This is a genomic window from Ornithinimicrobium ciconiae (assembly GCF_007197575.1).
GTDB classification, from domain to species: Bacteria; Actinomycetota; Actinomycetes; order Actinomycetales; family Dermatophilaceae; genus Ornithinicoccus; species Ornithinicoccus ciconiae.
The window spans coordinates 2,606,080-2,629,880 of the sequence record NZ_CP041616.1 but is presented as its reverse complement, the minus strand read 5'-3'; the positions used below and the strand labels follow the sequence as shown (position 1 = coordinate 2,629,880).

The 23,801-nt window shown below is 68.8% G+C and carries 22 protein-coding genes and 1 pseudogene; 21 read left to right on the top strand and 2 right to left on the bottom strand.

Translation table 11 applies throughout. The features are described from left to right. The first annotated feature begins 29 nt into the window (after positions 1-29). The 6 genes and pseudogenes from FNH13_RS12040 to FNH13_RS12015 all read left to right on the top strand — a co-directional run bounded on the left by FNH13_RS12040 (position 30) and on the right by FNH13_RS12015 (position 6,055). Positions 30-263, top strand: a complete 234-nt coding sequence (locus FNH13_RS12040; RefSeq protein WP_143783639.1) for a methionine aminopeptidase — start codon at positions 30-32, stop codon at positions 261-263. 13 nt (positions 264-276) lie between these two features. After that, positions 277-564 (top strand): DUF1905 domain-containing protein, encoded by a 288-nt coding sequence (locus FNH13_RS12035; protein WP_143783638.1) that lies wholly within the window; start codon positions 277-279, stop codon positions 562-564. 40 nt (positions 565-604) lie between these two features. After that, positions 605-757: pseudogene (locus tag FNH13_RS19585) on the top strand (F420-dependent glucose-6-phosphate dehydrogenase); the annotation flags it as partial. A 230-nt stretch (positions 758-987) separates the two neighbouring features. Continuing rightward, positions 988-1,539 (top strand): hypothetical protein, encoded by a 552-nt coding sequence (locus tag FNH13_RS12025; RefSeq protein ID WP_143783636.1) that lies wholly within the window; start codon positions 988-990, stop codon positions 1,537-1,539. A gap of 104 nt (positions 1,540-1,643) precedes the next feature. After that, on the top strand, positions 1,644-2,981 hold the full coding sequence (locus FNH13_RS12020; protein ID WP_143783635.1) for a glutamine synthetase family protein: 1,338 nt from the start codon (positions 1,644-1,646) through the stop codon (positions 2,979-2,981). Then, on the top strand, positions 2,978-6,055 hold the full coding sequence (locus tag FNH13_RS12015) for a bifunctional [glutamine synthetase] adenylyltransferase/[glutamine synthetase]-adenylyl-L-tyrosine phosphorylase (RefSeq protein ID WP_143783634.1): 3,078 nt from the start codon (positions 2,978-2,980) through the stop codon (positions 6,053-6,055). Before FNH13_RS12020 ends, FNH13_RS12015 begins: the two co-directional genes overlap by 4 nt. 22 nt (positions 6,056-6,077) lie before the next feature. Here FNH13_RS12015 and FNH13_RS12010 read toward each other — a convergent pair whose 3' ends face one another. Beyond that, positions 6,078-6,644 carry a hypothetical protein gene (locus FNH13_RS12010; protein ID WP_143783633.1) on the bottom strand — a complete coding sequence of 189 codons (567 nt, stop codon included), beginning with the start codon at positions 6,642-6,644 and terminating at the stop codon, positions 6,078-6,080. A 968-nt stretch (positions 6,645-7,612) separates the two neighbouring features. Here FNH13_RS12010 and FNH13_RS12005 point away from each other — a divergent pair. The 8 genes from FNH13_RS12005 to FNH13_RS11970 all read left to right on the top strand — a co-directional run bounded on the left by FNH13_RS12005 (position 7,613) and on the right by FNH13_RS11970 (position 13,943). Continuing rightward, positions 7,613-8,242, top strand: a complete 630-nt coding sequence (locus tag FNH13_RS12005; protein WP_143783632.1) for a hypothetical protein — start codon at positions 7,613-7,615, stop codon at positions 8,240-8,242. After that, positions 8,239-8,964 (top strand): HisA/HisF-related TIM barrel protein, encoded by a 726-nt coding sequence (locus FNH13_RS12000; RefSeq protein ID WP_143783631.1) that lies wholly within the window; start codon positions 8,239-8,241, stop codon positions 8,962-8,964. The genes FNH13_RS12005 and FNH13_RS12000 overlap by 4 nt, the downstream gene beginning before the upstream one ends. 60 nt (positions 8,965-9,024) lie before the next feature. Next, positions 9,025-9,867: an SseB family protein gene (locus FNH13_RS11995; protein WP_143783630.1), complete on the top strand. Its 843-nt coding sequence runs from the start codon at positions 9,025-9,027 to the stop codon at positions 9,865-9,867. A gap of 280 nt (positions 9,868-10,147) precedes the next feature. Further along, positions 10,148-10,810: a translation initiation factor IF-3 gene (infC, locus tag FNH13_RS11990; protein ID WP_143783629.1), complete on the top strand. Its 663-nt coding sequence runs from the start codon at positions 10,148-10,150 to the stop codon at positions 10,808-10,810. Between the two features lie 82 nt (positions 10,811-10,892). Next, positions 10,893-11,087 carry a 50S ribosomal protein L35 gene (gene rpmI / locus FNH13_RS11985; protein ID WP_143783628.1) on the top strand — a complete coding sequence of 65 codons (195 nt, stop codon included), beginning with the start codon at positions 10,893-10,895 and terminating at the stop codon, positions 11,085-11,087. Positions 11,088-11,119: 32 nt separating this feature from the next. After that, positions 11,120-11,515, top strand: a complete 396-nt coding sequence (rplT, locus tag FNH13_RS11980) for a 50S ribosomal protein L20 (RefSeq protein ID WP_143783627.1) — start codon at positions 11,120-11,122, stop codon at positions 11,513-11,515. Positions 11,516-11,561: 46 nt separating this feature from the next. Further along, a complete protein-coding gene (locus tag FNH13_RS11975; protein WP_228266376.1) occupies positions 11,562-12,431 on the top strand; it encodes a TrmH family RNA methyltransferase in 870 nt (289 codons plus the stop codon). 528 nt (positions 12,432-12,959) lie between these two features. Beyond that, positions 12,960-13,943 carry a hypothetical protein gene (locus FNH13_RS11970; RefSeq protein ID WP_143783626.1) on the top strand — a complete coding sequence of 328 codons (984 nt, stop codon included), beginning with the start codon at positions 12,960-12,962 and terminating at the stop codon, positions 13,941-13,943. 220 nt (positions 13,944-14,163) lie between these two features. On the opposite strand, the gene FNH13_RS11965 is transcribed toward FNH13_RS11970, so the two are convergent. After that, positions 14,164-14,760 carry a hypothetical protein gene (locus tag FNH13_RS11965; protein ID WP_143783625.1) on the bottom strand — a complete coding sequence of 199 codons (597 nt, stop codon included), beginning with the start codon at positions 14,758-14,760 and terminating at the stop codon, positions 14,164-14,166. A 191-nt stretch (positions 14,761-14,951) separates the two neighbouring features. On the opposite strand from FNH13_RS11965, the gene pheS reads away from it, so the two are divergent. The 7 genes from pheS to tyrS all read left to right on the top strand — a co-directional run bounded on the left by pheS (position 14,952) and on the right by tyrS (position 23,424). Further along, entirely contained in the window at positions 14,952-16,046 is a 1,095-nt protein-coding gene (pheS, locus tag FNH13_RS11960) for a phenylalanine--tRNA ligase subunit alpha (protein ID WP_143783624.1), read from the top strand. Further along, positions 16,046-18,595, top strand: coding sequence for a phenylalanine--tRNA ligase subunit beta (gene pheT, locus FNH13_RS11955; protein WP_143783623.1), 2,550 nt, complete (start codon positions 16,046-16,048; stop codon positions 18,593-18,595). Before pheS ends, pheT begins: the two co-directional genes overlap by 1 nt. Further along, entirely contained in the window at positions 18,592-19,365 is a 774-nt protein-coding gene (locus FNH13_RS11950) for an SDR family NAD(P)-dependent oxidoreductase (protein WP_143783622.1), read from the top strand. Before pheT ends, FNH13_RS11950 begins: the two co-directional genes overlap by 4 nt. Positions 19,366-19,408: 43 nt before the next feature. Next, the gene (locus tag FNH13_RS11945; RefSeq protein ID WP_228266375.1) at positions 19,409-19,933 is read left to right on the top strand and encodes an arginine repressor; all 525 of its coding nucleotides are present in this window, start codon (positions 19,409-19,411) and stop codon (positions 19,931-19,933) included. A 79-nt stretch (positions 19,934-20,012) separates the two neighbouring features. Then, on the top strand, positions 20,013-21,434 hold the full coding sequence (gene argH / locus FNH13_RS11940) for an argininosuccinate lyase (protein WP_143783621.1): 1,422 nt from the start codon (positions 20,013-20,015) through the stop codon (positions 21,432-21,434). Next, positions 21,427-22,080, top strand: a complete 654-nt coding sequence (locus FNH13_RS11935; protein WP_143783620.1) for a DNA-3-methyladenine glycosylase — start codon at positions 21,427-21,429, stop codon at positions 22,078-22,080. Before argH ends, FNH13_RS11935 begins: the two co-directional genes overlap by 8 nt. A gap of 81 nt (positions 22,081-22,161) precedes the next feature. After that, on the top strand, positions 22,162-23,424 hold the full coding sequence (gene tyrS, locus FNH13_RS11930; RefSeq protein WP_143783619.1) for a tyrosine--tRNA ligase: 1,263 nt from the start codon (positions 22,162-22,164) through the stop codon (positions 23,422-23,424). The last annotated feature ends 377 nt before the right edge of the window (positions 23,425-23,801 follow it).

The window sequence follows — 23,801 nt, the reverse complement described above, 5'->3', positions numbered from 1 at the left end:
AACAGGTCCCGACGGCAAGGAGTGCAGTGATGTCCTACTGGTTCAACGTCAAGACCGGCAAGGTCGAGGCCCACGACGACCCGGGTCGCGCCCGCGGCGGTGACCTGATGGGCCCCTACGAGACTGAGTCAGAGGCTGCGGGTGCCCTGGAGGCGGCCCGCAAGCGCACCGAGGAGTGGGACGAGGCTGAGCGCCGCGAGCGGGAGTGGGACACCGGCGACGCCGACGCCAACCACACCGACAACAACCCGCTCAACGGCTGACCTCGCGGGCGCCGTGGAGCTCGAGTTCAGCGGTGAGATCTGGTTCTGGCGCGGTCCTACGCCGCACCACTTCGTCACCGTCCCCGAGGACCAGGCGGCCGACCTGGCGGCGATCTCGCGGCAGGTGACCTATGGCTGGGGCATGATCCCCGTCACTGCACGGATCGGGGCGACCACCTGGACGACGTCGCTCTTTCCCAAGGACGGCGGCTACATCGTGCCTATCAAGGCGGTCGTGCAGCGTGCCGAGGAGCTGGACGTCGGCGACGTGGTGTCGATCCGACTCACGGTCGACACCTGACATGGCGCGTCGGCGGGCGCGGTGCGGGCGGACTCGGCCTTTTGTCAGTGACCACTTCCAGCCATGGCGCTACGACGGGGGTCACGCGCCGTTCGCGATCGCGTGGCTGTCGGCGGCGGACGCGCAGACCGAGCGTCTGGTGCTGGGCACGTCGGTGATGACCCCGACGTTCCGTGACAACCCGGCGGTGGTTACGCCATATGAAGCTTGGCAATCCTTCCAATCCCCCTGTGTTCAGCGTCCAGCGTGAAATCTTCCTTGAACGCTTCGTCCACAAAACGTCGGCACGGCCAGTCCGTGTCAGGAATGAGTGGGCTCGTGTGTACGGCCATAATCTTGACTGGATGTTCCCTGGGCCCATCTATTGAAGAGTCACGAACTGCTGGGAGTCCTGTAACTCCTGTCGACGGCCAGGAGACAACAATGGACGCCGTGCTGGAAGATGCGCTCAAGAGCGTGCAGCCATCCAGCGCGACAGGTTTGGAGCAGCGTAAGAGTGATTACTGGCAGACCTTGGGTACTGCGGGCGACCCTCCGGCCGTTAATACCGTGCGCACAGTGTCGATGGACGAAGTGGATCAGGTCACGCGCGAATGCATGGAGTCCAAGGGTTTCCCGTCGACGGTAGACAGATACGGGCAGGTGGCCATCCCGTTTCAGGCTGAGCAGGAAGAAGCGATGAACCTCGCCTCGTACGAGTGCTTCGCGATGTACCCGCTCGACGAGAAGTACTTTGAGCCGTTCACTCTTGAGCAGCTCCGCATGTTGTACGACTGGAACGTTAAAGAAGTCAGCGCATGTCTTCACGAGGAGGGCCTCACCCCGTCGCCCGCTCCGACGTTCGAGTCGTTCGTTGAACGATATGCGCGCACCGGCGTGGAGTACTGGACTGCCTACGAGGGTGTGGACGTGGGCCTCGTGAAGTGTGAATGGGAGCCACCTGACGAGGAACTGTATGGCGGCAACTCGCGATGACTCGCGTGGTCCGGCGTCGATGAGGCCAGACCCGCCGTGCGTGCGCTGAGTAGGGCAGGCGGGTTCCCGGCACCAAGCCCCTCGGCATACGGCAGGATGAGCGCATGGATCGTCAGCAGGAATATGTCCTCCGCACCATCGAGGAACGGGACATCCGGTTTGTCCGGCTCTGGTTCACCGACGTGCTCGGCGCGCTGAAGTCGGTGGCCGTCGCGCCCGCCGAGCTCGAGCAGGCCTTCGCCGAGGGCATCGGCTTCGACGGCAGCGCCATCGCCGGATTCACCCGCGTCTACGAGGCCGACATGATCGTGCAGCCGGACGCGAGCACGTTCACGGTGATCCCGTGGCGCGGCGACAATCCGGGCACGGCGCGGATGTTCTGTGACATCCGGATGCCGGACGGCACCCCGGCCCCCAGCGACTCCCGCAACGTGCTGCGCCGGGCGCTGGACTCGGCGGCCGAGGACGGCTTCACGTTCTACACCCACCCCGAGATCGAGTTCTATCTGTTCAAGGAGCCCTACGACGCCAAGGTCGGGCCGATCCCGATCGACCAGGCCGGCTACTTCGACCATGTCGCCCGCGGGGACGGCCACGACTTTCGCCGCGCCGCGATCACCATGCTGGAGAAGATGGGTATCTCGGTGGAGTACTCCCACCACGAGGGCGGCCCCGGGCAGAACGAGATCGACCTGCGCTATGCCGACGCGCTGTCGATGGCCGACAACATCATGACGATGCGCACCGTGGTCCGCGAGGTTGCGCTGCAGCACGGGGCGCTGGCCTCCTTCATGCCCAAACCCCTTGCGGGGCAGCCGGGCTCGGCGATGCACACCCACGTCTCGCTCTTCGAGGGCGACCGCAACGCCTTCTATGAGCCGACCGCCAACTACGAGCTCAGCCAGACCGGGCGCCGGTTCACCGCCGGGGTGCTCCGCCACGCCCGCGAGATCACCGCGGTCACCAACCAGTGGGTCAACTCCTACAAGCGCATCTGGGGCGGCGGGGAGGCTCCGGCGCACGTCTGCTGGGGCCACAACAACCGCAGCGCCCTGGTCCGCGTGCCGATGTATAGCTTCGGAAAGGGCCACAGCCGCCGCATCGAGATCCGCTCCCTGGACTCCGCCTGCAACCCCTATCTGTCCTTCGCGCTGATCCTGGCCGCGGGGCTCAAGGGCGTCCGGGAGGGCTATGAGCTGCCGCCGGAGGCCGAGGACGACGTGTGGGCGCTGACCGACGGTGAGCGCCGGGCGATGGGCATCGACGAGCTGCCGCAGTCACTGTCCGAGGCGATCCAGGTGATGGAGTCCAGCGAGCTGGTCGCAGAGACGCTCGGCGAGACGGTCTTCGACTTCTTCCTGCGCAACAAGCGCCAGGAGTGGTACGACTACCGCGCCCAGGTCACCCCCTTCGAGCTGGATCGCTATCTGGTCCGGCTGTGAGCACGCCCACCCCGCCGCCGGGGAACCTGGTCCGGGCCGGGTTCACCGACGCCCGTCGCGCTGACCGGCTGCTCACCGAGCTGCTGGAGAGTATGCCGGGCGAGGCGGACCGCGAGGACCTCACCTCAGCCCTGTCGGTCGTCGCAGACCCCGACCAGGCGGTGCTCGCCGCGGTCCGCCTCGTCGAGGCCGACCCGGCGAGGGGCGCGCTGCTGAGCGAGGCGGGCACGGCCCGCGACCGGCTGCTGGCGGTGCTGGGCGGCTCGACCGCCCTGGGTGACCACCTGGTGCGCCACCCAGAGCACGCCGCGGTCGTCGCCGACCCGGAGCCATTCGGTCGGGGTCGGCCCCTGCCGACCGCGGAGGAGCTGGACGCACGGCTGATCGCGGCGGTCGAGGGCCTCGAGGGTCGGGAGGGGATGGACGCACTCCGGGTCGCCTACCGTCGAGAGCTGGTCCAGATCGCCGCGACCGACCTGGTCGCCGAGGACCCGGTCGAGCTGCTGCCGCAGGTGGCGGCGGCGCTGGCGGACCTGGCGTGCGCCGCGCTCGAGGCGGCTGTGGTGCTGGCGCGCGCCGAGACGGAGGACGCCGACCAGGTGAGCTTTTCGGTCATCGGGATGGGCAAGACCGGCGGGCGCGAGCTCAACTACATCTCGGACGTCGACGTGGTCTTCCTCGCGGCGCCGCGCGGCACGGTCGGTGAGGGGGACGCCGCGGGCGAGCACGCGGCATACTCCACGGTCGATGAGGCCATGACGGTCGGGACCAAGCTCGCGACCGCGGTGGTGCGCATCTGCAGCCAGTCCACCTCCGAGGGCTCCCTGTGGCAGGTCGACGCGGCGCTGCGCCCGGAGGGCAAGAACGGCCCGCTGGTGCGCTCGATGGAGTCCCACCGGGAGTATTACCAGCGCTGGGCGAAGACCTGGGAGTTCCAGGCGCTGCTCAAGGCGCGGCACGCGGCCGGTGACGAGGAGCTGTCCCGGCAGTGGCTCGACCTGGTGCGGCCCCTGGTCTGGGAGGCCAGCGCGCGGGACGGCTTCGTCGAGAACGTGCAGGCGATGCGCCGCCGGGTCGAGGAGCACGTCCCTGCGGCGGAGGCCCCGTGGCAGCTCAAGCTCGGGCCGGGCGGCCTGCGGGACATCGAGTTCAGCGTGCAACTGCTCCAACTGGTCCACGGCAGGACCGACGAGGAGCTGCACTCGGGCACCACGCTGGAGGCTCTCGGTGCGCTGCGCGACGGCGGCTATGTCGCGCGCGATGACGCGGCCGCCCTCGATGAGGCCTATCGCTTCCTGCGGGTTCTGGAGCACCGGGTGCAGCTGCGCCGCCTGCGCCGCACCCACCTGATGCCCTCCACCGAGGCTGAGCAGCGGCACCTGGGACGGTCCCTGGGAGAGCGGCGAGATCCTGCCTCCGCGGTCGTGCAGCGCTGGAAGGGTCAGCAGCGCGAGGTCCGCCGACTCCATGAGCGACTTTTCTATCGGCCATTGCTGGCGGCCGTTGCCAAGCTGAGCCCGGACGAGGTGCGTCTGTCGCCCGAGGCCGCGCGGGAGCGACTCTCCGCTCTCGGTTTCCGCGATCCCGCTGGCGCGATGCGTCACCTGGAGTCCCTCACCGACGGCGTCTCCCGCCGGGCCACCATCCAGCGCCACCTCCTGCCGGTCATGCTCGGCTGGTTCGCCGACGGCGCCGACCCCGATGCCGGCCTGCTGGCCTTCCGTCGGATCAGCGACACCCTGGGCACCACCCACTGGTATCTCAAGATGCTCCGCGACGAGGGCAGTGCCGCAGAGCGTCTCGCGCACGTGCTCGCCACCAGCCGGTATGCCGTGGAGCTGCTGATCCGGTCCCCAGGCTCGGTCTCCCTGCTGGGGGACTCGACCGGGCTCCAGCCGCTGAGCCGGGAGACCCTGCGCGCCCGCATGACTGCGGCCGCCGAGCGACACGAGGACCCGGCCGACGGGTTTCAGGCCGTCCGCGCGGTCCGGGCCAAGGAGCTGCTGCGGCTGGTGCTGGCCGACCTGGTGGGCGTGGTGGATCAACCTGCGCTGCGCGCTGCCCTCACTGAGCTCACGGACGAGCTGTTGGCCGCTGCTCTGTCAGTGGCCACGCGTGCCGTGATCGGCGACGGGCAGCCGGCGGTGCGGATGCTCATCGTGGGGATGGGCCGGCTCGGGGGCCGGGAGCTGGGCTACGCGAGCGACGCCGACCTGATGTATGTCTATGAACCGGTCGAGGGTGCTGAGGGCAGCGGCGGGGGAGCGGGCGAGCAGGCGTCGGAGATCATCGCCGCCCTGCGCAAGGGCCTGTCCGGCAACGGGCCGGACCCGGTCCTCGAGCTCGACGCCAGCCTCCGTCCGGAGGGCAAGTCCGGCCCGTTGGTCCGCAGCTTTGAGTCCTACACCGTCTACTACGAGCGGTGGTCGGCCGGGTGGGAGTCCCAAGCACTTCTGCGTGCCCGCACGCTGGCCGGGGACGAGGACCTGGCGCAGCGGTTCGCCGAGCTGATCCAGCCGTTGCGCTGGCCCGACGCGGGAATCGACCAGGGTGCGGTGCGCGACATACGACGGCTCAAGGCGCGGATGGAGGGGGAGCGGCTGCCGCGCGGCGCCGACCCGCGCACGCACTTCAAGCTGGGCCTGGGCGGTCTCAGCGATGTGGAGTGGGTGGTGCAGCTGACTCAGCTGCAGCACGCCCACGAGCACGACGGTCTCCGCACGACAGGCACCCTCGCGGCGCTCAATGCCGCGGTCGAGGCCGGCTTGATCTCGGAGGAGGACGCCTCGGTGCTGCGCCGGTCGTGGACGCTGGCCTCACGCCTGCGCGATGCCGGTGTGCTCTGGCGTGGGCGTGCGGTCGATTCGGTGCCCAGTGACAGCCGCGAGGCCGAGGGGATCTCGCGAATCCTCGGGCGCCCACCCGGGCACGGCAATGAACTGGCAGAGGAGTGGCGGCGGACAGCCCGGCGGTGCCGGCAGGTCGTGGAGCAGTTGTTCTACGGCGGTCCGTTGGGGCACGAGCGTTCGCCTGGCAGCGCGGGTCCTGGCGGTCAGCGCTCACGCCACCGGTGACCCATCGCGGCTGCTGCCGCGCCTACTGTCCGAAGAGGACCTCGTCGGGTGGATACTGGGGGCAGATCTGTTCCATCTCGACGCGCTCGGTCTTGGGGAGCAGTGCGCTCCATTCATTGGGCCACCAGTGGATGCGTTGCGCGGTGTTGAAAGCGTTAACATAGGCCTCTCTGCTGGGTTTGTCGTCGTCCCTGACTTCGTGCCCGTGGGCACGCATGCACGGGATGTAGTACTCAACCCAATAGTCGTACACGACGCCAACATGCTCGTCGGTCCAGCCGTAGCCATAGATCGGGTGCATCATGTATTGGCCGTTGCACACGAATGACGCACGGTTGAGCGCGTCCTGCTGTGCCGCGGGTACGCCCGGCTCAAAATAATAGTCCCGGCCTTCGAGCACAGCCGGAAAACCTGCCTCTTGGAGACAGGTGGCCATGTTGGCGGCGTATTCATTGCTGCCCATGCTCCACCGGATGAGAGAGACCTCGGGGATGGGTGACTGGTTCCTCTCGTCAGCCGTTGCCACGAGGCGTTCTTCATAGTAAGAGGCCAGTTCCTCGTCCGAGTACGTCGGTGCCACAGTCTCCACGCGCGGCTTCCAGGAGTGCGGATCCCAGTATCCCGATGTGGCCTTGGCTGGCTGGTCTGAGGCCGCAGAGGGCGTCTCGGACGCGCCCGGCGCACTCACAGCGGAGTTGCTGGGAGATGTGCTCGATAGTGATCCGCTGCTGCTAGCACAACCGGCCAGAACGGCCACGCAGGCCAGACTCCCCAGTGTTGGCGCCGAAAGTCGACTACCAGTGGGACGTGCCGCCGTCACGATCCGGGAGGGAGGCACAGCCCGTAGGTGCCATCGTAATGAAGTGAGTTCGACGTCCCATACCAAGTCCGATTGCCAGTCAAGGTCGAACTTCGGACGACCGAATAGACATTGTGGTTGTCGTAGACTACTTGTGTGTTGACTTTGAGGACCAACCTGTTGCCGTACAACTGCTGCTGACCGCGCACGGCAGCAACGTTTGCGCCACAACTGACGGGTCCGGAGTCAGTCAGCGCCTGCGCTGCGATCGCTTGAGTCAGCGGATGCTGAAGATTATCGGCGATTCCCATGGGTAATCCTATTCTCATCGGCACCCCTCCCGAGTCATCATAGTGACGTACACCACACCCTATCGGAGCAGGCCCCGCGTGTCCACAGCCTGCGGTGTGGTTCAGCGCGCTGGTCCAGCCGTTGGGCTGGCACGACGAGGGGTTCGACCAGGGTGCGGTGGGCGACATCCGGCGGTTGAAGGCGCGGATGGAGGGGAGCGCCTGCCCTGCGGTGCCGACCCGCGCAGGCACTTCAAGCTCGGGCTGGGTGGGCTGAGTGACGTGAAGTTGCCGGGCTGATCTCGGAGGAGGACGCCTCGGTGCTGCGCGGACGTGGTCGCTGGCCTCACGTCTTCGCGATGCCGGGGTGCTCTGGCGGGGTCGTCCCGTTAACTCGGGGCCCGCTGACAGTCGCGAGGGTTCGGGCGCCTCGCGTCGGATGGCATCACCTGTTCGTAGGATGGTCCGGTGAGCACCAGTCCCCGCCCCGACACCGGGGACGATCCAGCCGGGTTGCTCCTCCTGCGCGGCTCCGTGCCTGAGGTGAGCGCCTGGATCCGCAAGGGTGTGGTCCCCGCGACCGTTGCCCCGATGGACGGTTGGACCGCGGTCTTCCCTGAGGGCGCATCCTTTGCCGATCCGCCGTATGCCGACGGGACGATGGTCACTGCCAGCCGCCCCATCCCGCGCAAACTCGGCCCGGCACTGGGCTTCTGGGTTGTTGACGGTCGGGCCATCATCACCCTGCAGACCAGGGGCCGCGGAGGCATCCGGTGGGTCGTGTGGGAGCCGGAGCGTGGCATCGTCGCGCCACCGGGGCTGCCGCAGGCCGGTCCGGTGAGCCTGCAGCGGGTGGCTGGCGGGGGGTCACGAAGCGAACTAGTCGAGATCCTGCACGAGCTGTATGTCCAGCCGGATCGACTCCTGGCCGCGGTGGTCGCCGTGCTGGAGCTGCCCGGCGCCCGGCTGATGGTGGATGCGAGCGGGGTGGCCGACCTGCCGGGGGCAGTCTCCGTCCTGCCCGCGCCCAAGGAGGTCGGCTACTTCAACGACGCCGTGCGGGACGCGGTGCGGCTGCGCCAGGAGTTGGAGGCGTGAGCAACGGTCTCACGCTGCTGCCCGCTGTCGACATCTCTGGCGGTCGCGCCAGTCAGGTCGTGGGTGACGGTGATGACGACCCTGCACGCGTCGCGGCGCGTTGGGTTGCCGAGGGGGCCCAGTGGCTGCACCTGGTCGACCTGGACCGTGCATTCGGGCGGGGTGAGAACGCGGCCCTGATCGCTGCGCTCACGGCGGCGCACGACGTCCCGGTGCAGGTGTCGGGAGGGATCTTCGATGAGGCATCACTCGCGGTCGCGCTGGGCACGAACGCGGCCCGGATCAACCTGGCCAGTTCTGCTCTGCGGGAACGGGAGTGGGTGCGAGAGGTGGTCCGCGAGCACACTGAGCGCATCGCGGTCGGCATCGACGTGCGTGGCCACGAGGTCGTCTCCCGCGGAAGCGACCTCCGGCTGGGCTCCCTGGATGACGTGCTGCTCGACCTCGATGGGATCGGCTGCCGGACGTATGTCGTGGCCGACGCGAGCCGGGACGGGAGCCTGCACGGGGCGGACGACAACCTGTTCCGTTATGTCGCCGAGCGCGTCGACGGTCAGGTCATCGCCTCCGGTGGGGTGGCCTCGCTCGACGACCTGGCGCGCCTGCGGACCCTGGCGGACGCCGGGGTCAGCGGTGTGGTGCTGGGCGCGGCGCTCTATCACGGGGCGTTCACGCTCGAGGAAGCCCTTGAGGTGGCTGCCGCTGATCGGGGTCGGCCCTGATGGCTTCCGGCGGTGGCCTTGAGGGTGACGTTGACTACGGTGGAGGGGATGGAACCCAGGATGAGTGACGGTGCAGCCGCCGAGGAGCGGATCCGGCGACGGTTCTCCGGGCACGACCCCGAGGCCGGGACCGACACGGGAGGCACCCCGTGGGCGGGCCGTCAGCTGACCAGCACCGGCTTCGACGGTGACACCGGCACGGCCGATGCCCAGCTGCTGGAGCTGCTCACTGCCCGACAGGGCGGACCACACGGGGGCCAGGGAGGACTGGGTGCCAACGACGACGTCGAGGCAGCGTTTGATGCCGACACGGCACTGGTCGAGCTGGTCGCCCGAGCGCGGTTGTTGGTCCCCGTCGTTGCCGTGGCGGGAGAGACCACCGAAGTCAACGGGCTGGTCAGCGACGCCAGCAGCGACATGGCTGCGGTGACGCTGCTGGCCCCGGACGGGCAGAAGGCTCTGCCCGCCTTCACCAGCCTGGCCACCCTCGCGGACTGGGACGCCTCCGCCCGCCCGGTGCCGGTGGCTGCGCAACGGGCTGCCCAGGCGGCGGTCCAGGAGGGCTGCCACGAGATCGTGCTCGACGTCGGTGCCCCCAGCTACGCCATCCTCCGCGGGTCGATGGTCTGGTCCCTGGCGATGGGCCAGGCCTGGGTCCCTCCGCACCGTGACCCACAGGTGCGTTCGGGCGTGGAAGCAGCGGTGGCGGACGAGCCTGACGTGCGCGCGGTGACTCTCGCCGGGGCGCCCGGAGGTGCACTCCGCCTCGATCTGATGCTGCGCCCCGGCCTGACACCTGAGGGCCTGCAGCAGTTGGCCCAGCGTGTGGGGGAGCGGATCGCGCTCGACGGTGAGATCCGTGCCCGCATTGACGCGCTTGCGTTCAACATCTCAGCCGGGTGATTCGGACTGCCGCACCCGATCCTGCTAGCATTGGGCCATCCAGATGTTCTGACGTGCGCTAGCACTCCGGGACATCGTGCAAGTGAGGCTCTGAGCTTCCACCCGCGTCGACCTTCCAGGGTTGCCGGGTCAACTGGACCGCCGCCCGCAAGGGCGAGGTGGCTGCCGAGGCAACTGATCGGCATACCTCCTGATGGCGGCACTCAGGCCTCTCGTGCACCGTGACGAGGGGCCTCTCTTCGTTCCGGGGTGTCCACTGGCATGAACGAAGGAGTAAGCAATCAGCGAGCCTCGAATCAACGACCGCATCCGGGTCCCGGAAGTGCGGTTGGTTGGCCCAAACGGTGAGCAGGTCGGGATCGTGCGCGTCGAAGACGCGCTGCGCCTGGCCGCCGAAGCCGATCTCGACCTGGTCGAGGTGGCTCCGATGGCGCGCCCACCGGTCGCCAAGCTCATGGACTTCGGCAAGTACAAGTACGAAGCCGCCGTGAAGGCCCGTGAGGCGCGGAAGAACCAGGTCAACACGATCATCAAGGAGATCAAGCTCCGCCCCAAGATCGACAGCCACGACTACGAGACCAAGAAGGGTCACGTCGTTCGCTTCCTCAAGGGTGGCGACAAGGTCAAGGTGACGATCATGTTCCGCGGTCGCGAGCAGTCGCGTCCGGAGTTGGGCTTCCGCCTGTTGCAGAAGTTGGCCGAGGACGTGGCCGAGCTCGGCTTTGTCGAGTCCTCGCCCAAGCAGGACGGTCGCAACATGGTCATGGTCCTCGGGCCGGCCAAGAAGAAGACCGCCGTGCGCAATGAGAAGCGTGCGGAGAAGGCCGCCCACGACGCTGAGGCGCAGCAGGACCAGACTCCGGGGGACGCGGCCAGCGAGGTTGAGAGCACCGAGGTTGAGAGCACCGAGGTCGAGAGCACCGAGACCAGCACGGCCAGCTGACTCAGCACACGTTCCACGCAGAGTTTTCAACGCAAGGGAAGCGGCCCGGTCGGGCCGCAACGAGCAACAAGGAGATCGGCACATGCCGAAGATGAAGACGCACAGCGGCGCCAAGAAGCGCTTCCGGGTGACCGGGACGGGCAAGATCATGCACCAGCGCGCCCGCCACGTCCACAAGTTCCAGGAGCGCACCGCCACCGCGGCCCGTCGCCTGGCCAACGACAAGGTCCTGTCCCCCCCGGATGCGAAGACCGCCAAGAAGCTGCTCGGCCGCTGAGCCAGCACCCCACCAACTAAAGGAGTACTCACGTGGCACGCGTGAAGCGGGCGGTCAACGCCCATAAGAAGCGCCGGGTTGTTCTCGAGCGCGCCAGCGGCTACCGGGGCCAGCGGTCGCGCCTCTACCGCAAGGCCAAGGAGCAGGTCACTCACTCGCTGGTCTACAGCTACCGTGACCGTCGCGCCCGCAAGGGTGACTTCCGTCGTCTCTGGATCCAGCGCATCAACGCTGCGGCCCGCGCCAACGGCATGACCTACAACCGCTTCATCCAGGGTCTGAAGATTGCCGAGATCGAGGTCGACCGTCGCATGCTGGCCGAGCTGGCCGTGCACGACGAGGCCGCGTTCACCGCGCTGGTCGAGATCGCTCGTGCCAACGTCCCGGCGCAGGCTGACGCCAAGGCCGACGACACGTCTGCCGCCTGAGCCACCGCATCATCCCGACGGCTCCATCACGACGGCTCAGGGCACTGTGACCACCGATCTGCCGTTGCTGAGCAACCCTCGCAGCGAGCGGGTCCGGTCGGTCCGGTCCCTGGGCCGTCGTGCTGTCCGTCAGCGGCAGGGCCTCTTTGTCGTGGAGGGCCCGCAGGCCGTGCGGGAACTGCTGTCGTATGCCGGGCACGCCGCCTCAGACCTGTACCTCACCTCCTCGTCGGCCGAGCGGCATACCGGCATCGTGGAGCTGGCTGAGGGCCTCAGCGCTCAGTCGGCCGAGACTGTCCGGCGCCCTGAGTCGGCCTCGCGCCAAGACCCCGGCCGACGGCGCCTGCGCATCCACCTCTGCAGCGACGAGGTGCTTGCGGCGATGACCGACACCGCGCACCCGCAGGGAATGATCGCGGTCGCCACTCCCATCGACGTGCCGCTCGCGGAGACGCTGTCCGCTGTTGGTGACGGTTTCGTCGTCGTGCTGACCAACGTGCGTGACCCCGGCAACGCCGGCACGGTCCTGCGTGCGGCCGACGCCTTCGGAGCCGCGGCCGTGCTCGTGAGCGACGCGAGCGTCGATATCTACAACCCCAAGGTGGTGCGTTCCACCGTCGGATCACTCTTCCACCTGCCGGTGAGCGTCGGCACGCCCATCCCAGAACTGCTGGCAGCCTGCCAGCAGGCCGGGCTCCGGGTGCTGGCTGCTGACGGCTCGGGCGAGACGTCCCTCCCGGACGTCGACCTGTCGGTCCCACACGCTTGGGTGATGGGCAACGAGGCTTGGGGCCTGGAGTCCGAAGTCCGTGACCTTTGCGACAACGTGGTGTCGATCCCCATCGTCCGCGCCGAGAGCCTCAACCTGGCGATGGCCGCCACGGTCTGCCTGCACGCTTCCGCTTCGGCGCGCTGACTGGCCTTCACCTGGCACGACTAGCCACCCGCCGTCACACGACCACAGCCACCCCGCCGTCACCGCCCCCGGTCCTTACGCCCCCGGTCCTCACCTGACTTCGTCCTGACCGCCCTCCGGTCTTCACCTGGCTCCGTCCTCAGCACCCCCCCCGGTCCTCACCTGGCTCCGTCCTGACCGCCCTCCAGTCTTCACCTGGCTCCCCGTCCTCAGCACCCCACCCGGTCCTCACCTGGCGTACGGTGCGCGTCGACGAGTGCTGGGGATATTCGCGGAATCGACGACATAACTGCGAACTTCCGCTGCACTCGTCGAGGACTTTGCCTGTTCGACGACGGCACGGATCCCGTTTTGGGCCTTGGGCTGTGGATAAGTGGCGTCGGCCACGCCTACACAGTGCAGGCTGGCCGGATGCCGGAAGCGAGAGGTGGCGCCACGAAGACCGGCCGGATGCCGGAAGCGAAAGGTGGCGCCACGAAGACCGGCCGGATGCCGGAAGCGAGAGGTGGCGCCACGAAGACCGGCCGGATGCCGGAAGCGAAAGGTGGCGCCACGCAGACCGGCACTCGACGCCGCGCAGCAGTTGGTGGCCCGTTCTTTGGATGGCCAGCACTGGTGACCCAGCCCTTCACCCACTCGCGTGGCCGTGAGGCTGGCATCACGACTCGCGCGCTGGAGTCACCCGAGTTCCGCAAACTCCTCCATGGGATCTACGTCCACGCCAAGGTAAATGTCGACGCGGTGATCGAGGCACGAGCGGCTGTTCTCGCGGGGGCACGTGGTGCCTTCGTGTCGCACCACACGGCGGCCCGGCTCTGGGGAGGCATCGTGCCGCACGAATCACGACTGCACGTCAGTGTGCCGAGAGGCGCGGCCCGTTCAACACGTCGGGACATGCTCGTGCACGCTTCGACACGCGATCCGGTCAGCTTCCGAGGCATGCCGGTCACCAGCGCGCTCGACACCTTTCTTGACCTTGCACGTGTCCTCGACCTCGTCGATCTCGTCATCTTGGGGGACAGCCTGGTCAAGAAGGACCGGAACACACCCGAGGACCTTGTCTCCGGCTGCGAGTCTGCCAAAGGTCGGGGGTGCCGACGTGCCAGGGAGGCGGCTGGTCTGGTGCGAAGCGGGGTCGATTCGCCGATGGAGACCCGAGGACGTCTGCTGCGGGTCTTCTCTGGTCTGCCCGAGTTGGAGACGGATATCAGGTTCTATGACGAGTACGGCAGGCTCGTGCGGAGGTTGGACGCCGGTGACCGGGCGAGTCGCACCGCTGTGGAGTATGACGGTCGTCACCACATCGAGCGGGAGAAGAACTGGGAGGCCGACATCGGCCGTCGTGAAGAGTTCGAGGACGCGGAGTGGCGGATTGTGAGCCTCGTCAGCAAGGACATCTATGCCACTCCGGGTGACACCGTCGAACGGCTGCGACGCATCTTTCGGGCCCGCGGCATCTCGGTCGGGCCCAGGGACGACACCTGGCGGCGCTACTTCCCGGGCCGCAACTAACCGTGCAACTCGACGACGAGTGCAGCGGATATTCGCCGCTTTCGACGAGATCCTGCGAATATCCGCTGCACTCGTCGAGGTGGCGACGATGTGGGCCGGGCGGACGGCACGAAGGAGCGCAGGGTGAACGGCACGAAGGGTCGCGGCAGGGTGAGCGGCACGAAGGCGCGGCAGGGTGGGTGGCACGGACGTGCAGGGTGAGCGGCACGAAGGCCCGGACTCAGAGCTCGCCGGGGCGGATCTCGTCGAGTGCAGCCTGCAAGTCGGCCCGCAGTGCATCGGTGAGCTCGATCGACCCGGCCGTCTCGATGTTGAGCAACGCGAACTCGCCATCGGCGCACGCCTGGGCCGACGCGACCTCCAGGCCACCGAGCGGGAAGGTCGTGATGACGACGGACCCGGCGTCGGGGTGGGTGGCCTCGGACAGCGCGGCGAAGAGGGTGCACGCCTCGTCGTCGGAGACACCGGCGCCGGACGCCTTCTCGACGAGGGCGGTAATTTCGGGGTCCGAGGTCGCAGGGTCGAGCAGATCCTGAAACGTCAGGGTCTGGCTCTGCGCCCACGACGAGGCAGGCAACCGCACCGCCGTGACGCGACTGCCGGCCTTGGTGATCAGCGCCTGGCAGGCATCGACGCCACCGACCTCGGTGAGCCGGAACGACCCCTGGGACCCCGTGAGCTCACCCATCGCTGGACCGGACAACAGGTCCTCGCAGCCCCCTTCGTCGAGGGCGTCGGTGTGCAGTTGAGCCCGCTCGTCGTCGCTGATCCCGCCGCACCCTGTCAGCACCAGCACAGATAGCAGGGCTGCGCCCACGCCCCAGTGTATGCCAGCGCCCACACCACCGCGCACGCGAGCGTCTCGACCGCGTCGCCGTGTCATTGCCTGTCCCACGCCCCACCTCCGGACTCATCATGACACGGGACATGCTTCACGATTGGCCTCGGCCGGCCCTTAGCAGGAAACCAACTTCGGGAACCTGGAGACCACTGCCTAGACTCGGGCGCGTGTCCGGACCCAACACCAACTATGACCCTGTCGAGGTGAGCGCCCTCGACCCCGAAGCGATCGAGAGCAACGTCACCGACGCGCTCGCTGCCATCACCGCCGCCAAGGGCCTCGACGAGCTCAAGGCCGCCCGCATCGCGCACGCGGGGGAGAAGAGCCCGCTCGCGCTGGCCAACCGGGAGATCGGGGCCCTGCCGCCGAGCGCGAAGGCCGAAGCCGGCAAGCGCGTGGGCCAGGCCCGCGGGCAGGTCAACAAGGCCCTCGCCAGCCGCCAGGCCGAGCTGGAGGCCGAGCGTGACGAGCGGATCCTAGTCGAAGAGGCGATGGACCTCACGGTGCGACCGGACCGTCGCCCGTTCGGGCACCGGCACCCGCTGACGCTGACCGCCGAGCGGATGGCTGACGTCATGGTCGGCATGGGCTGGGAGATCGCCGAGGGCCCTGGCGTGGAAGCCGAGTGGTTCAACTTCGACGCGCTCAACTTCGACAAGGACCATCCGGCCCGCCAGATGCAGGACACGTTCTTCGTCGACCCCGCGGACGCCGGCATCGTCCTACGCACCCACACCTCACCCGGCCAGGCCCGCTCCCTGCTCGAGCGCGGCGCACCGCTCTATGTCGCCGTGCCGGGCAAGACATTTCGCACCGACGAACTCGACGCCACGCACACCCCGGTCTTCCACCAGATGGAGGGCCTGGCGATCGACGAGGGCCTGACCATGGCCCACCTGAAGGGCACCCTGGACCGCCTGGCCAGCGCGCTGTTCGGTGACGGACTCAAGACCCGGCTGCGCCCGGCATACTTCCCGTTCACCGAGCCCAGCGCCGAGATGGACTTCCAGTGCTTCGTCTGTCGTGGCGAGGACCCCGACTGTCGGACGTGTGGCGGCACCGGCTGGATCGAGTGGGGCGGCTGCGGCATGGTCAACCACAACGTCCTGCGCGCCTGCGGGGTCGACCCGGAGCGCTATCAGGGCTTCGCCTTCGGCATGGGGATCGAGCGGTCGCTGATGTTCCGCAACCACCTGGCCGACATGCGGGAGATCATCGAGGGAGACGTGCGTTTCAACGCGCAGTTCGGGATGGAGATCTGATGCGGGTTCCCCTTGACTGGCTCAGGGAGTATGCCGAGGTGCCAGCAGGCACGAACGGCACCCAGGTGGCCGCTGACCTGGTGCGGGTCGGCCTGGAGGAGGAGGGCCTGCACGGCGGTGACGTGCGGGGGCCCCTCGTCGTCGGGCGCGTCCTGGAGATGACTCCGGAGGAGCAGAAGAACGGCAAGACCATCAACTGGTGCCTGGTCGACGTCGGTGACGCGAACGGCACGGGGGAGCCGCAGGGCATCGTCTGCGGTGCCCACAACTTCGCGGTCGGCGACCTGGTGCCGGTGATCCTGCCCGGCGGGGTGCTGCCCGGCAACTTCGAGATCTCCGCGCGCAAGACCTATGGCCACATCAGCGCGGGCATGATCTGCTCCTCCCTGGAGCTCGGTCTCGGTGACGACCACGACGGCATCATCGTGCTCACCGACTGGCTGGGCGCTGGAGTTGAGGGACTGGAGCCCGGCCAGGACGCCATCCCACTGCTGGGCCTGGACCGGGAGACCGTCGAGGTCAACGTCACGCCCGACCGCGGCTACTGCTTCTCACTGCGCGGCATCGCCAGGGAGTACTCCCACAGCACTGGTGTCGCCTATCGCGACCCCGCGCTGGTGCGGGTCGTCGACGGTCAGGAGCAGCCGCTGACGGCACCCGCTGCGACGGCTGACGGCTTCGGCGTCGAACTGCGCGACGAGTCGCCGCTCGACGGTGCGCCCGGCTGCGACCGGTTCGTCGCTCGCATCGTGCGCGGGCTGGACCCGCAGGCGCCGACACCGGCATGGATGGTCACCCGACTGACTGAGGCGGGGATGCGTCCGATCAGCCTTGCGGTCGACATCTCCAACTACGTCATGCTCGCGCTCGGCCAGCCGACGCACGCCTATGACCTGCACAAGGTCACCGGGCCGATCGTGGTGCGCCGCGCCCGCGCGGGGGAGAAGCTGACCACCCTCGACGATGTCGAGCGCACGCTGGATCCTGAGGACCTGCTGATCACGGACGGCGGGGAGATCGTGCTCGGCATCGCCGGCGTGATGGGTGGGGCCTCCAGCGAGGTCAGCGAGACCACCACCGACGTGCTTATCGAGGCGGCGCACTTCGACCCCAGGACGGTGGCCCGCACCGCGCGCCGGCACCGCCTCTCCAGCGAGGCGTCCAAGCGGTTCGAGCGCGGGGTCGACACCGAGCTCGCCCCACAGGCGGCCCAGCTGATGGTCGAGCTCATGGTCGAGTTCGGCGGAGGCACCGCCGACCCGGCCGTGACCGACGCTGGCCAGGTCGGTGTCCCCGAGTCGATCACCTTCGACGTCACGATGCCGACGCGCTATGTCGGGGTGGACTACACCCCCGAGCGGGTGCGCGAGATCCTCGAGACCATCGGGTGCACGGTCACGGAGGCGAGCGACGGCATACTCACCGTCACCCCGCCCTCGTGGCGTCCCGACCTGACCACCCCGCCCGACCTGGTCGAGGAGGTCGCGCGGATCGATGGCTATGACAAGATCCCGTCCGTCCTGCCGACCGCGCCGGGTGGACGTGGCCTCACGCACGCGCAGCGTGCGCGCCGCACCGTGGCCGCAGCCCTGGCCGGCCAGGGCCTGGACGAGGTGCTGACCTATCCGTTTGTCGGTGAGTCCCGCTTCGAGGACCTGGGTCTGGGCGAGGACGACCAGCGCCGGCACGCGGTGCGGCTGGCCAACCCGCTGTCCGACGAGGCGCCACTGATGCGCACGCAGCTGCTGCAGACACTGCCGGATGCAGTGCGCCGCAACCTGGGGCGCGGGGCCAAGGACGTCGCACTGTTCGAGATCGACACCGTCACTCTGCCGGACCTGGCTCGCAAGGCGCCGGTTCCTGGAGTCGGGGTCAAGCCGGACGACGCGGTGCTGGACGAGATCCGCGCCGCCGTCCCGCATCAGCCGTTGCACGTCGCGATGGTCGCCACCGGCCAGGCCGAGCGCGCCGGCTGGTGGGGCACAGGACGCACCACCGACGTCACCGATGTCGTGGGCTGGGCCCACGCGATCTGCGACGCCCTCGGGGTGAGTGTCGAGCGCCGACAGACCGAGCGCGAGCCCTTCCACCCCGGCCGATGCGTCGAGCTGGCGCTGCCCGACGGCACGACGGTCGGGTGGGCCGGTGAGCTGCATCCCAAGGTCGTCAAGGCGCTCGGCGTCCCCGAGCGCACCGTCGCCGCCGAGTTGGATCTGGACGTGCTGATCGCGGCCAGTGACCGCCGCGCCCAGGGCGCTCCGATGTCCAACCACCCACCCGCCGGCTCCGACATCGCGCTGACCGTCTCCCGCAGCGTCAGCTTCGGTGACCTGCTCGAGTCGGTGCGCGCCGGAGCAGGCGAGCTGCTGGAGTCGGTGCGTCTGTTTGACGTCTATCGCGGCGACCAGATCGGCAGCGACCAGCAGAGCCTGGCCTTCCACCTGACCTTTCGTGCCGATGACCGGACGCTGAAGACCGAGGAGGTCAACGCGGCGCGCGATGCGGCGGTGGCCCGAGCAGCCAAGGACCACCGCGCGGTGCAGCGATGAGTATGCCGAGGGTCGCCCTGGTCACCGGTGCCTCACGGGGCATCGGTGCGCACCTGGCCGGCGCCCTGCGCGGCGCCGGGTGGGAGGTCGTCGGCCTGTCCCGCAGCGGAGCCGACGACCCCACAGGAGCGCCGACCACGGCCTGTGACGTCACTGACGAGGCCGCGGTCGACGAGGTCGTGGCCGACGTGATCGCCCAGCACGGGCGCATCGACCTGCTGGTCAACAACGCCGGACTGGTCGAGCGCGAGGTCCCGCTCTGGGAGGCGGACCCCGAGCAGTGGTGGCAGGTGATGGAGACCAACGTGCGTGGCCCGTTCCTGGTGACCCGCGCCGTCGTGCCGCACATGATCGCCGCCGGTGGCGGACGGATCATCAACCTCAACAGCGGCTCGGGGACGCGGGAGAGCGCGGTCCTGACGGCATACCACGCCAGCAAGTCAGCCCTGGCCCGGCTGACCGGCGGGGTGGCGCTGGCGGGCGCCGAGCACCACGTCTTCGCCTTCGACCTGGCGCCGGGCGTCATCGAGACCGACATGACGCACAGCATGGAGATGCACCGGGACCGGAGCGAGTGGACGGACCCAGCGGATCTGACCGCGTTGGCGCTCGCGCTGGCCGACGGTGAACTCGACGGCTTCTCGGGGCGCATGGTGCGCGCCGGTGCCGACGACCTGGACGTGCTGCGCGCCAAGTCGGCCCGCGGTCTGGGCGACGGTGAGCGCATGCTGCGGTTGCGGCCCTGGGGCGAGGACGACCCCCTGGCCTGAGGGCGGCACGTATGACTATGCGGCAACTTGTATAGTTGTGCGGGTGAGCACAGCAGAGTTGCCGTCCGGGGGGATTCCGACGACCCGTGCCGCACGCCACCAACGAATTGTTGATGTGCTGGACCGGCACGCCGTCGCCTCGCAGTCCGACCTGCTGGACTTCCTGGCCCGCGACGGCATCTCGGTCACCCAGGCGACGCTCTCCCGGGACCTGCTCGAGCTCGGTGCCGTCAAGGTGCGCAAGGGCCGCGGCCAGGTGTATGCCGTGCCCGCCCAGGGCGGTGACCAGACCTTGCGTGCGGCCTCGGCCGAGGACGGCACCCGGCTGGCCCGCCTCTGCGAGGAGCTGCTCGTCTCCGCGCGAGCCACGGGCAACCAGGCCGTGCTGCGCACCCCGCCGGGCGCCGCGCAGTATCTCGCCTCGGCGATCGACCGGAGCGACAACCCCGACGTGCTGGGCTGCATCGCCGGTGACGACACGATCCTGGTCATCACCCTGGACCCGGACGGCGGGGAGCAGGTGGCCCGTCGCTTCCTCGCACTGGCCGGCCAGGACGCCGACCGCTGACCTCACCGGAGGTGCTGGCGCGTTCGCGCGCACCGGCCCCACGGCATACCGCGCACCTCTCACCAGACACAATGGAGCCATGACCCTGAGCCTCTGGGGCGGCCGCTTTGCCGGCGGCCCAGCCGATGCCCTGACCGAGTTGTCCCGCTCGACCCACTTCGACTGGCGTCTGGCGCCCTACGACATCGCCGGGTCACGAGCCCACGCACGGGTGCTGCACCAGGCCCGGCTACTCACCGAAGAGGACCTGGCGACGATGCTCGACGGGCTGCGGCGCCTGCTGGCCGACGTGCAGTCCGGTGACTTTGTGCCCGCTCCCGAGGACGAGGACGTGCACACCGCGCTCGAGCGGGGGCTGATCGAGCGAGTCGGCGCGGACGTCGGCGGTCGGCTGCGCGCCGGGCGCTCGCGCAACGACCAGGTGGCCACGCTCTTCCGGATGTATCTGCGCGAGCAGGCCCGCGTCCTCGGCGCCAAGGTGCTGGCGGTCGCCGAAGCGCTGGTGGCCCAGGCCGCCCGACACCCTGAGGTCGCGATGCCCGGGCGCACCCACCTGCAGCACGCCCAGCCCGTGCTGCTGGCGCACCACCTGCAGGCGCACGCCTGGCCGCTGTTGCGCGACGTGGACCGGCTGCGTGACTGGGACAAGCGCGCGGGGGTCTCGCCCTATGGCTCAGGGGCTCTCGCGGGCTCCTCGCTGGGGCTGGATCCCGAGGCGGTGGCGCACGACCTGGGCATGGCCACCTCGGTGGAGAACTCCATCGACGGCACGGCCAGCCGGGACTTCGCGGCCGAGTTCGCCTTCGTGATGGCGATGATCGCCGTCGACATCTCCCGGCTCTCCGAGGAGGTGATCCTCTGGGCGACCGCCGAGTTCGGGTTCGTGACCCTCGACGACGCCTACTCCACCGGCTCGAGCATCATGCCGCAGAAGAAGAACCCGGACGTGGCCGAGCTGGCACGCGGCAAGGCGGGGCGCTTGATCGGCGACCTCACCGGGCTGCTCGCGACGCTCAAGGGCCTGCCCCTGGCCTACAACCGTGACCTGCAGGAGGACAAGGAGCCGGTCTTCGACCAGATCGACACCCTGGAGGTCCTGCTCCCCGCTGTGAGCGGGATGGTCGAGACCCTCACCTTCCACCCCGAGCGTCTCGAGGAGCTCGCACCGCAGGGCTTCTCCCTGGCCACCGACATCGCCGAGTGGCTGGTCCGCGAGGGAGTGCCCTTCCGCATCGCGCACGAGGTGGCCGGTGAGTGCGTGCGGGTGTGCGAGAAGCGGGGCATAGGACTCGAGGATCTCAGCGATGAGGACCTGGCCGGGATCAGCGAGCACCTCACGCCCGGTGTCCGGTCCGTGCTGTCCGTTGCTGGGTCGATCGCCTCGCGCGATGCCCGGGGCGGCACGGCACCGGCGCGGGTCAGCGCGCAGCGGACCCATCTGATCAAGACGATCGCCCTGTCCCGTCACTGGGTCGAGGACCTGCCGCGCATCCATGACTGACCGGTCGGGCCGGCCGGACCTGGTCGCCGTCGAGTTCCTGGCCAGGCCTGCCCTCGAGGTGGCACCGGACCTGCTCGGTGCGGTGATCGAGCACGATGGCGTGACCGTCCGGCTCACCGAGGTGGAGGCGTATGCCGGGGAGCAGGACCCCGGATCACACTCCTTCCGTGGACCCACCGACCGCAACCGGGTGATGTTTGGCCCGCCTGGCTTCCTCTACGTCTACTTCACCTACGGCATGCACACCTGCGCCAACGTCGTCTGCGGCACCGACGGGGAGTCCCAGGCGGTCCTGCTGCGGGCGGGTGAGGTCCTCACGGGGCTGGATGAGGCACGCAGCCGCAGGACGTCCGCGCGCACCGGGCAGGTGCCCTCGGACCGGGACCTGGCCCGAGGACCCGCCCGGCTGGCCAAGGCGCTCGGGCTCACCATGAATGACTACGGGGCCGATCTCCTCGGCGGCAGTGCGGTCCGGCTGGTGGCGCCGGACGGCCCCCCTGACCCTGGTGCCATCGCGACCGGCCCCAGGGTCGGGGTGCGCGGAGTGGGCGGGGACGGCACGGCATACCCCTGGCGGTTCTGGTTGCGCGACGAGCCCACGGTGTCCCCGTATCGTCCCGCCGCCCCGCTGCGGCAGCGCCAGTGAGTGGGCCGTGTCGTCGCCCGCCTCCCTGACGCGCGACAATGGCCCAGTTCGAGCACAGACCGTACGAGACCCGAGGTAGCAGTGAGCGACATCTTTGACGAACTTCAGTGGCGCGGCCTGGTGGCGCAGACTACCGACGAGACCGCGCTGCGTGAGGCGCTGGCCGACGGACCGATCACCGTCTACTGCGGCTTCGATCCCACAGCTCCCTCACTGCACTTCGGCAACCTCGTGCAGCTGGTGATGCTCCGGCACCTGCAGCGGGCCGGCCACCGGGTCCTCGTGCTGGTCGGAGGATCGACCGGGCAGATCGGTGACCCCAAGCCGACCAGCGAGCGGGTCCTGAAGACGAAGGAGCAGACCGCGGCCAACGTCGCGCGCATCAAGGACCTGGTGCGACCCTTCGTGGACTTTGAAGGGGACAACCCCGCCACGCTGGTGGACAACCTCGACTGGACCGCCCCGATGTCCGCCCTGGACTTCCTGCGCGACATCGGCCAGCACTTCCGGGTCAACCAGATGATCCGCAAGGAGGCCGTTGCGGCCCGGTTGCAGAGCGAGGCGGGCATCAGCTACACCGAGTTCAGCTACCAGATCCTGCAGGCCCTGGACTACCTGCACCTGTTCCGCGAGCACGGGTGCACCCTGCAGACGGGTGGCCAGGACCAGTGGGGCAACCTCACCGCCGGCGTCGACCTGGTGCACCGCGTGGAGGGCGCCAGCGTGCACGCGATGACCACCCCGCTCCTCACGGATGAGAACGGGCAGAAGTACGGCAAGTCCGAGGGCAACGCCGTCTGGCTGTCCGCCGACATGACCAGCCCCTACGCCTTCTACCAGTACTGGATCAACGTCGCCGACTCCGAGGTGGTCAAGCTCCTGAAGGTCTTCACCGTCCGCACGCCGGAGGAGATCGAGGAGCTGGAACGCTCCACGCAGGAGCGGCCCCACCTGCGCGAGGCACACCGCGCCCTGGCCTCGGATGTTACCTCGCTGGTGCACGGGGTTGAGGCCACGACCCAGGTCCAGGCGGCCAGCCAGGTGCTCTTCGGCAAGGGTGAGCCGGCGCAGATCGACGCGCGCACCCTGTCGGATGCCACGGCCGAGCTGCCGGGCGGGCCGGTCTCGGTGGGCGCGACGATTATCGACGCCCTGGTGGCAACCGGTCTGGCGGACAGTCGAGGCGCTGCGCGTCGACTTGTCGGCGAGGGTGGGGTCAGTGTCAACAACGTCAAGGTCGCCGACCTTGAGCAGGTGCTGACCGAGGAGGACTTCCTGCACGGCAGCATCGCCTTGCTGCGTCGTGGCCGCAAGCACCTGGCTGCGGGACGACGCGAGTCCTGACCTGCCAGGGCTGGTCCGGAGTGCCGCCCGGACCAGCCGCAGGCCGCTGACCAGCGGATTTGTAATCACGGCAGACCTCACCTAGTGTTATCCCTCGCCAGCCCAGCAGGGAGGCACGGACACCCGAGTGATCGGTGTGGCCGGTCCCGCAGGAGCATGGCACCCACCAACGCCGACGTCGGCCGCAGTTTGACTGCGAATGCCGATTGCGAAAGCACGCCGGCAAGGTGGTACGGTAGTCAGGTTGCCCCAAACGCCTTGCAGACTGGTTGGTTTGTGTGGTGGGTGGTGTGTGTCCGATTCTTGAGAACTCAACAGCGTGTCAGTAATCGATGCCAATTTTAACCCTGTCCTGGGGCATGGTGTGCGCTCTTTTG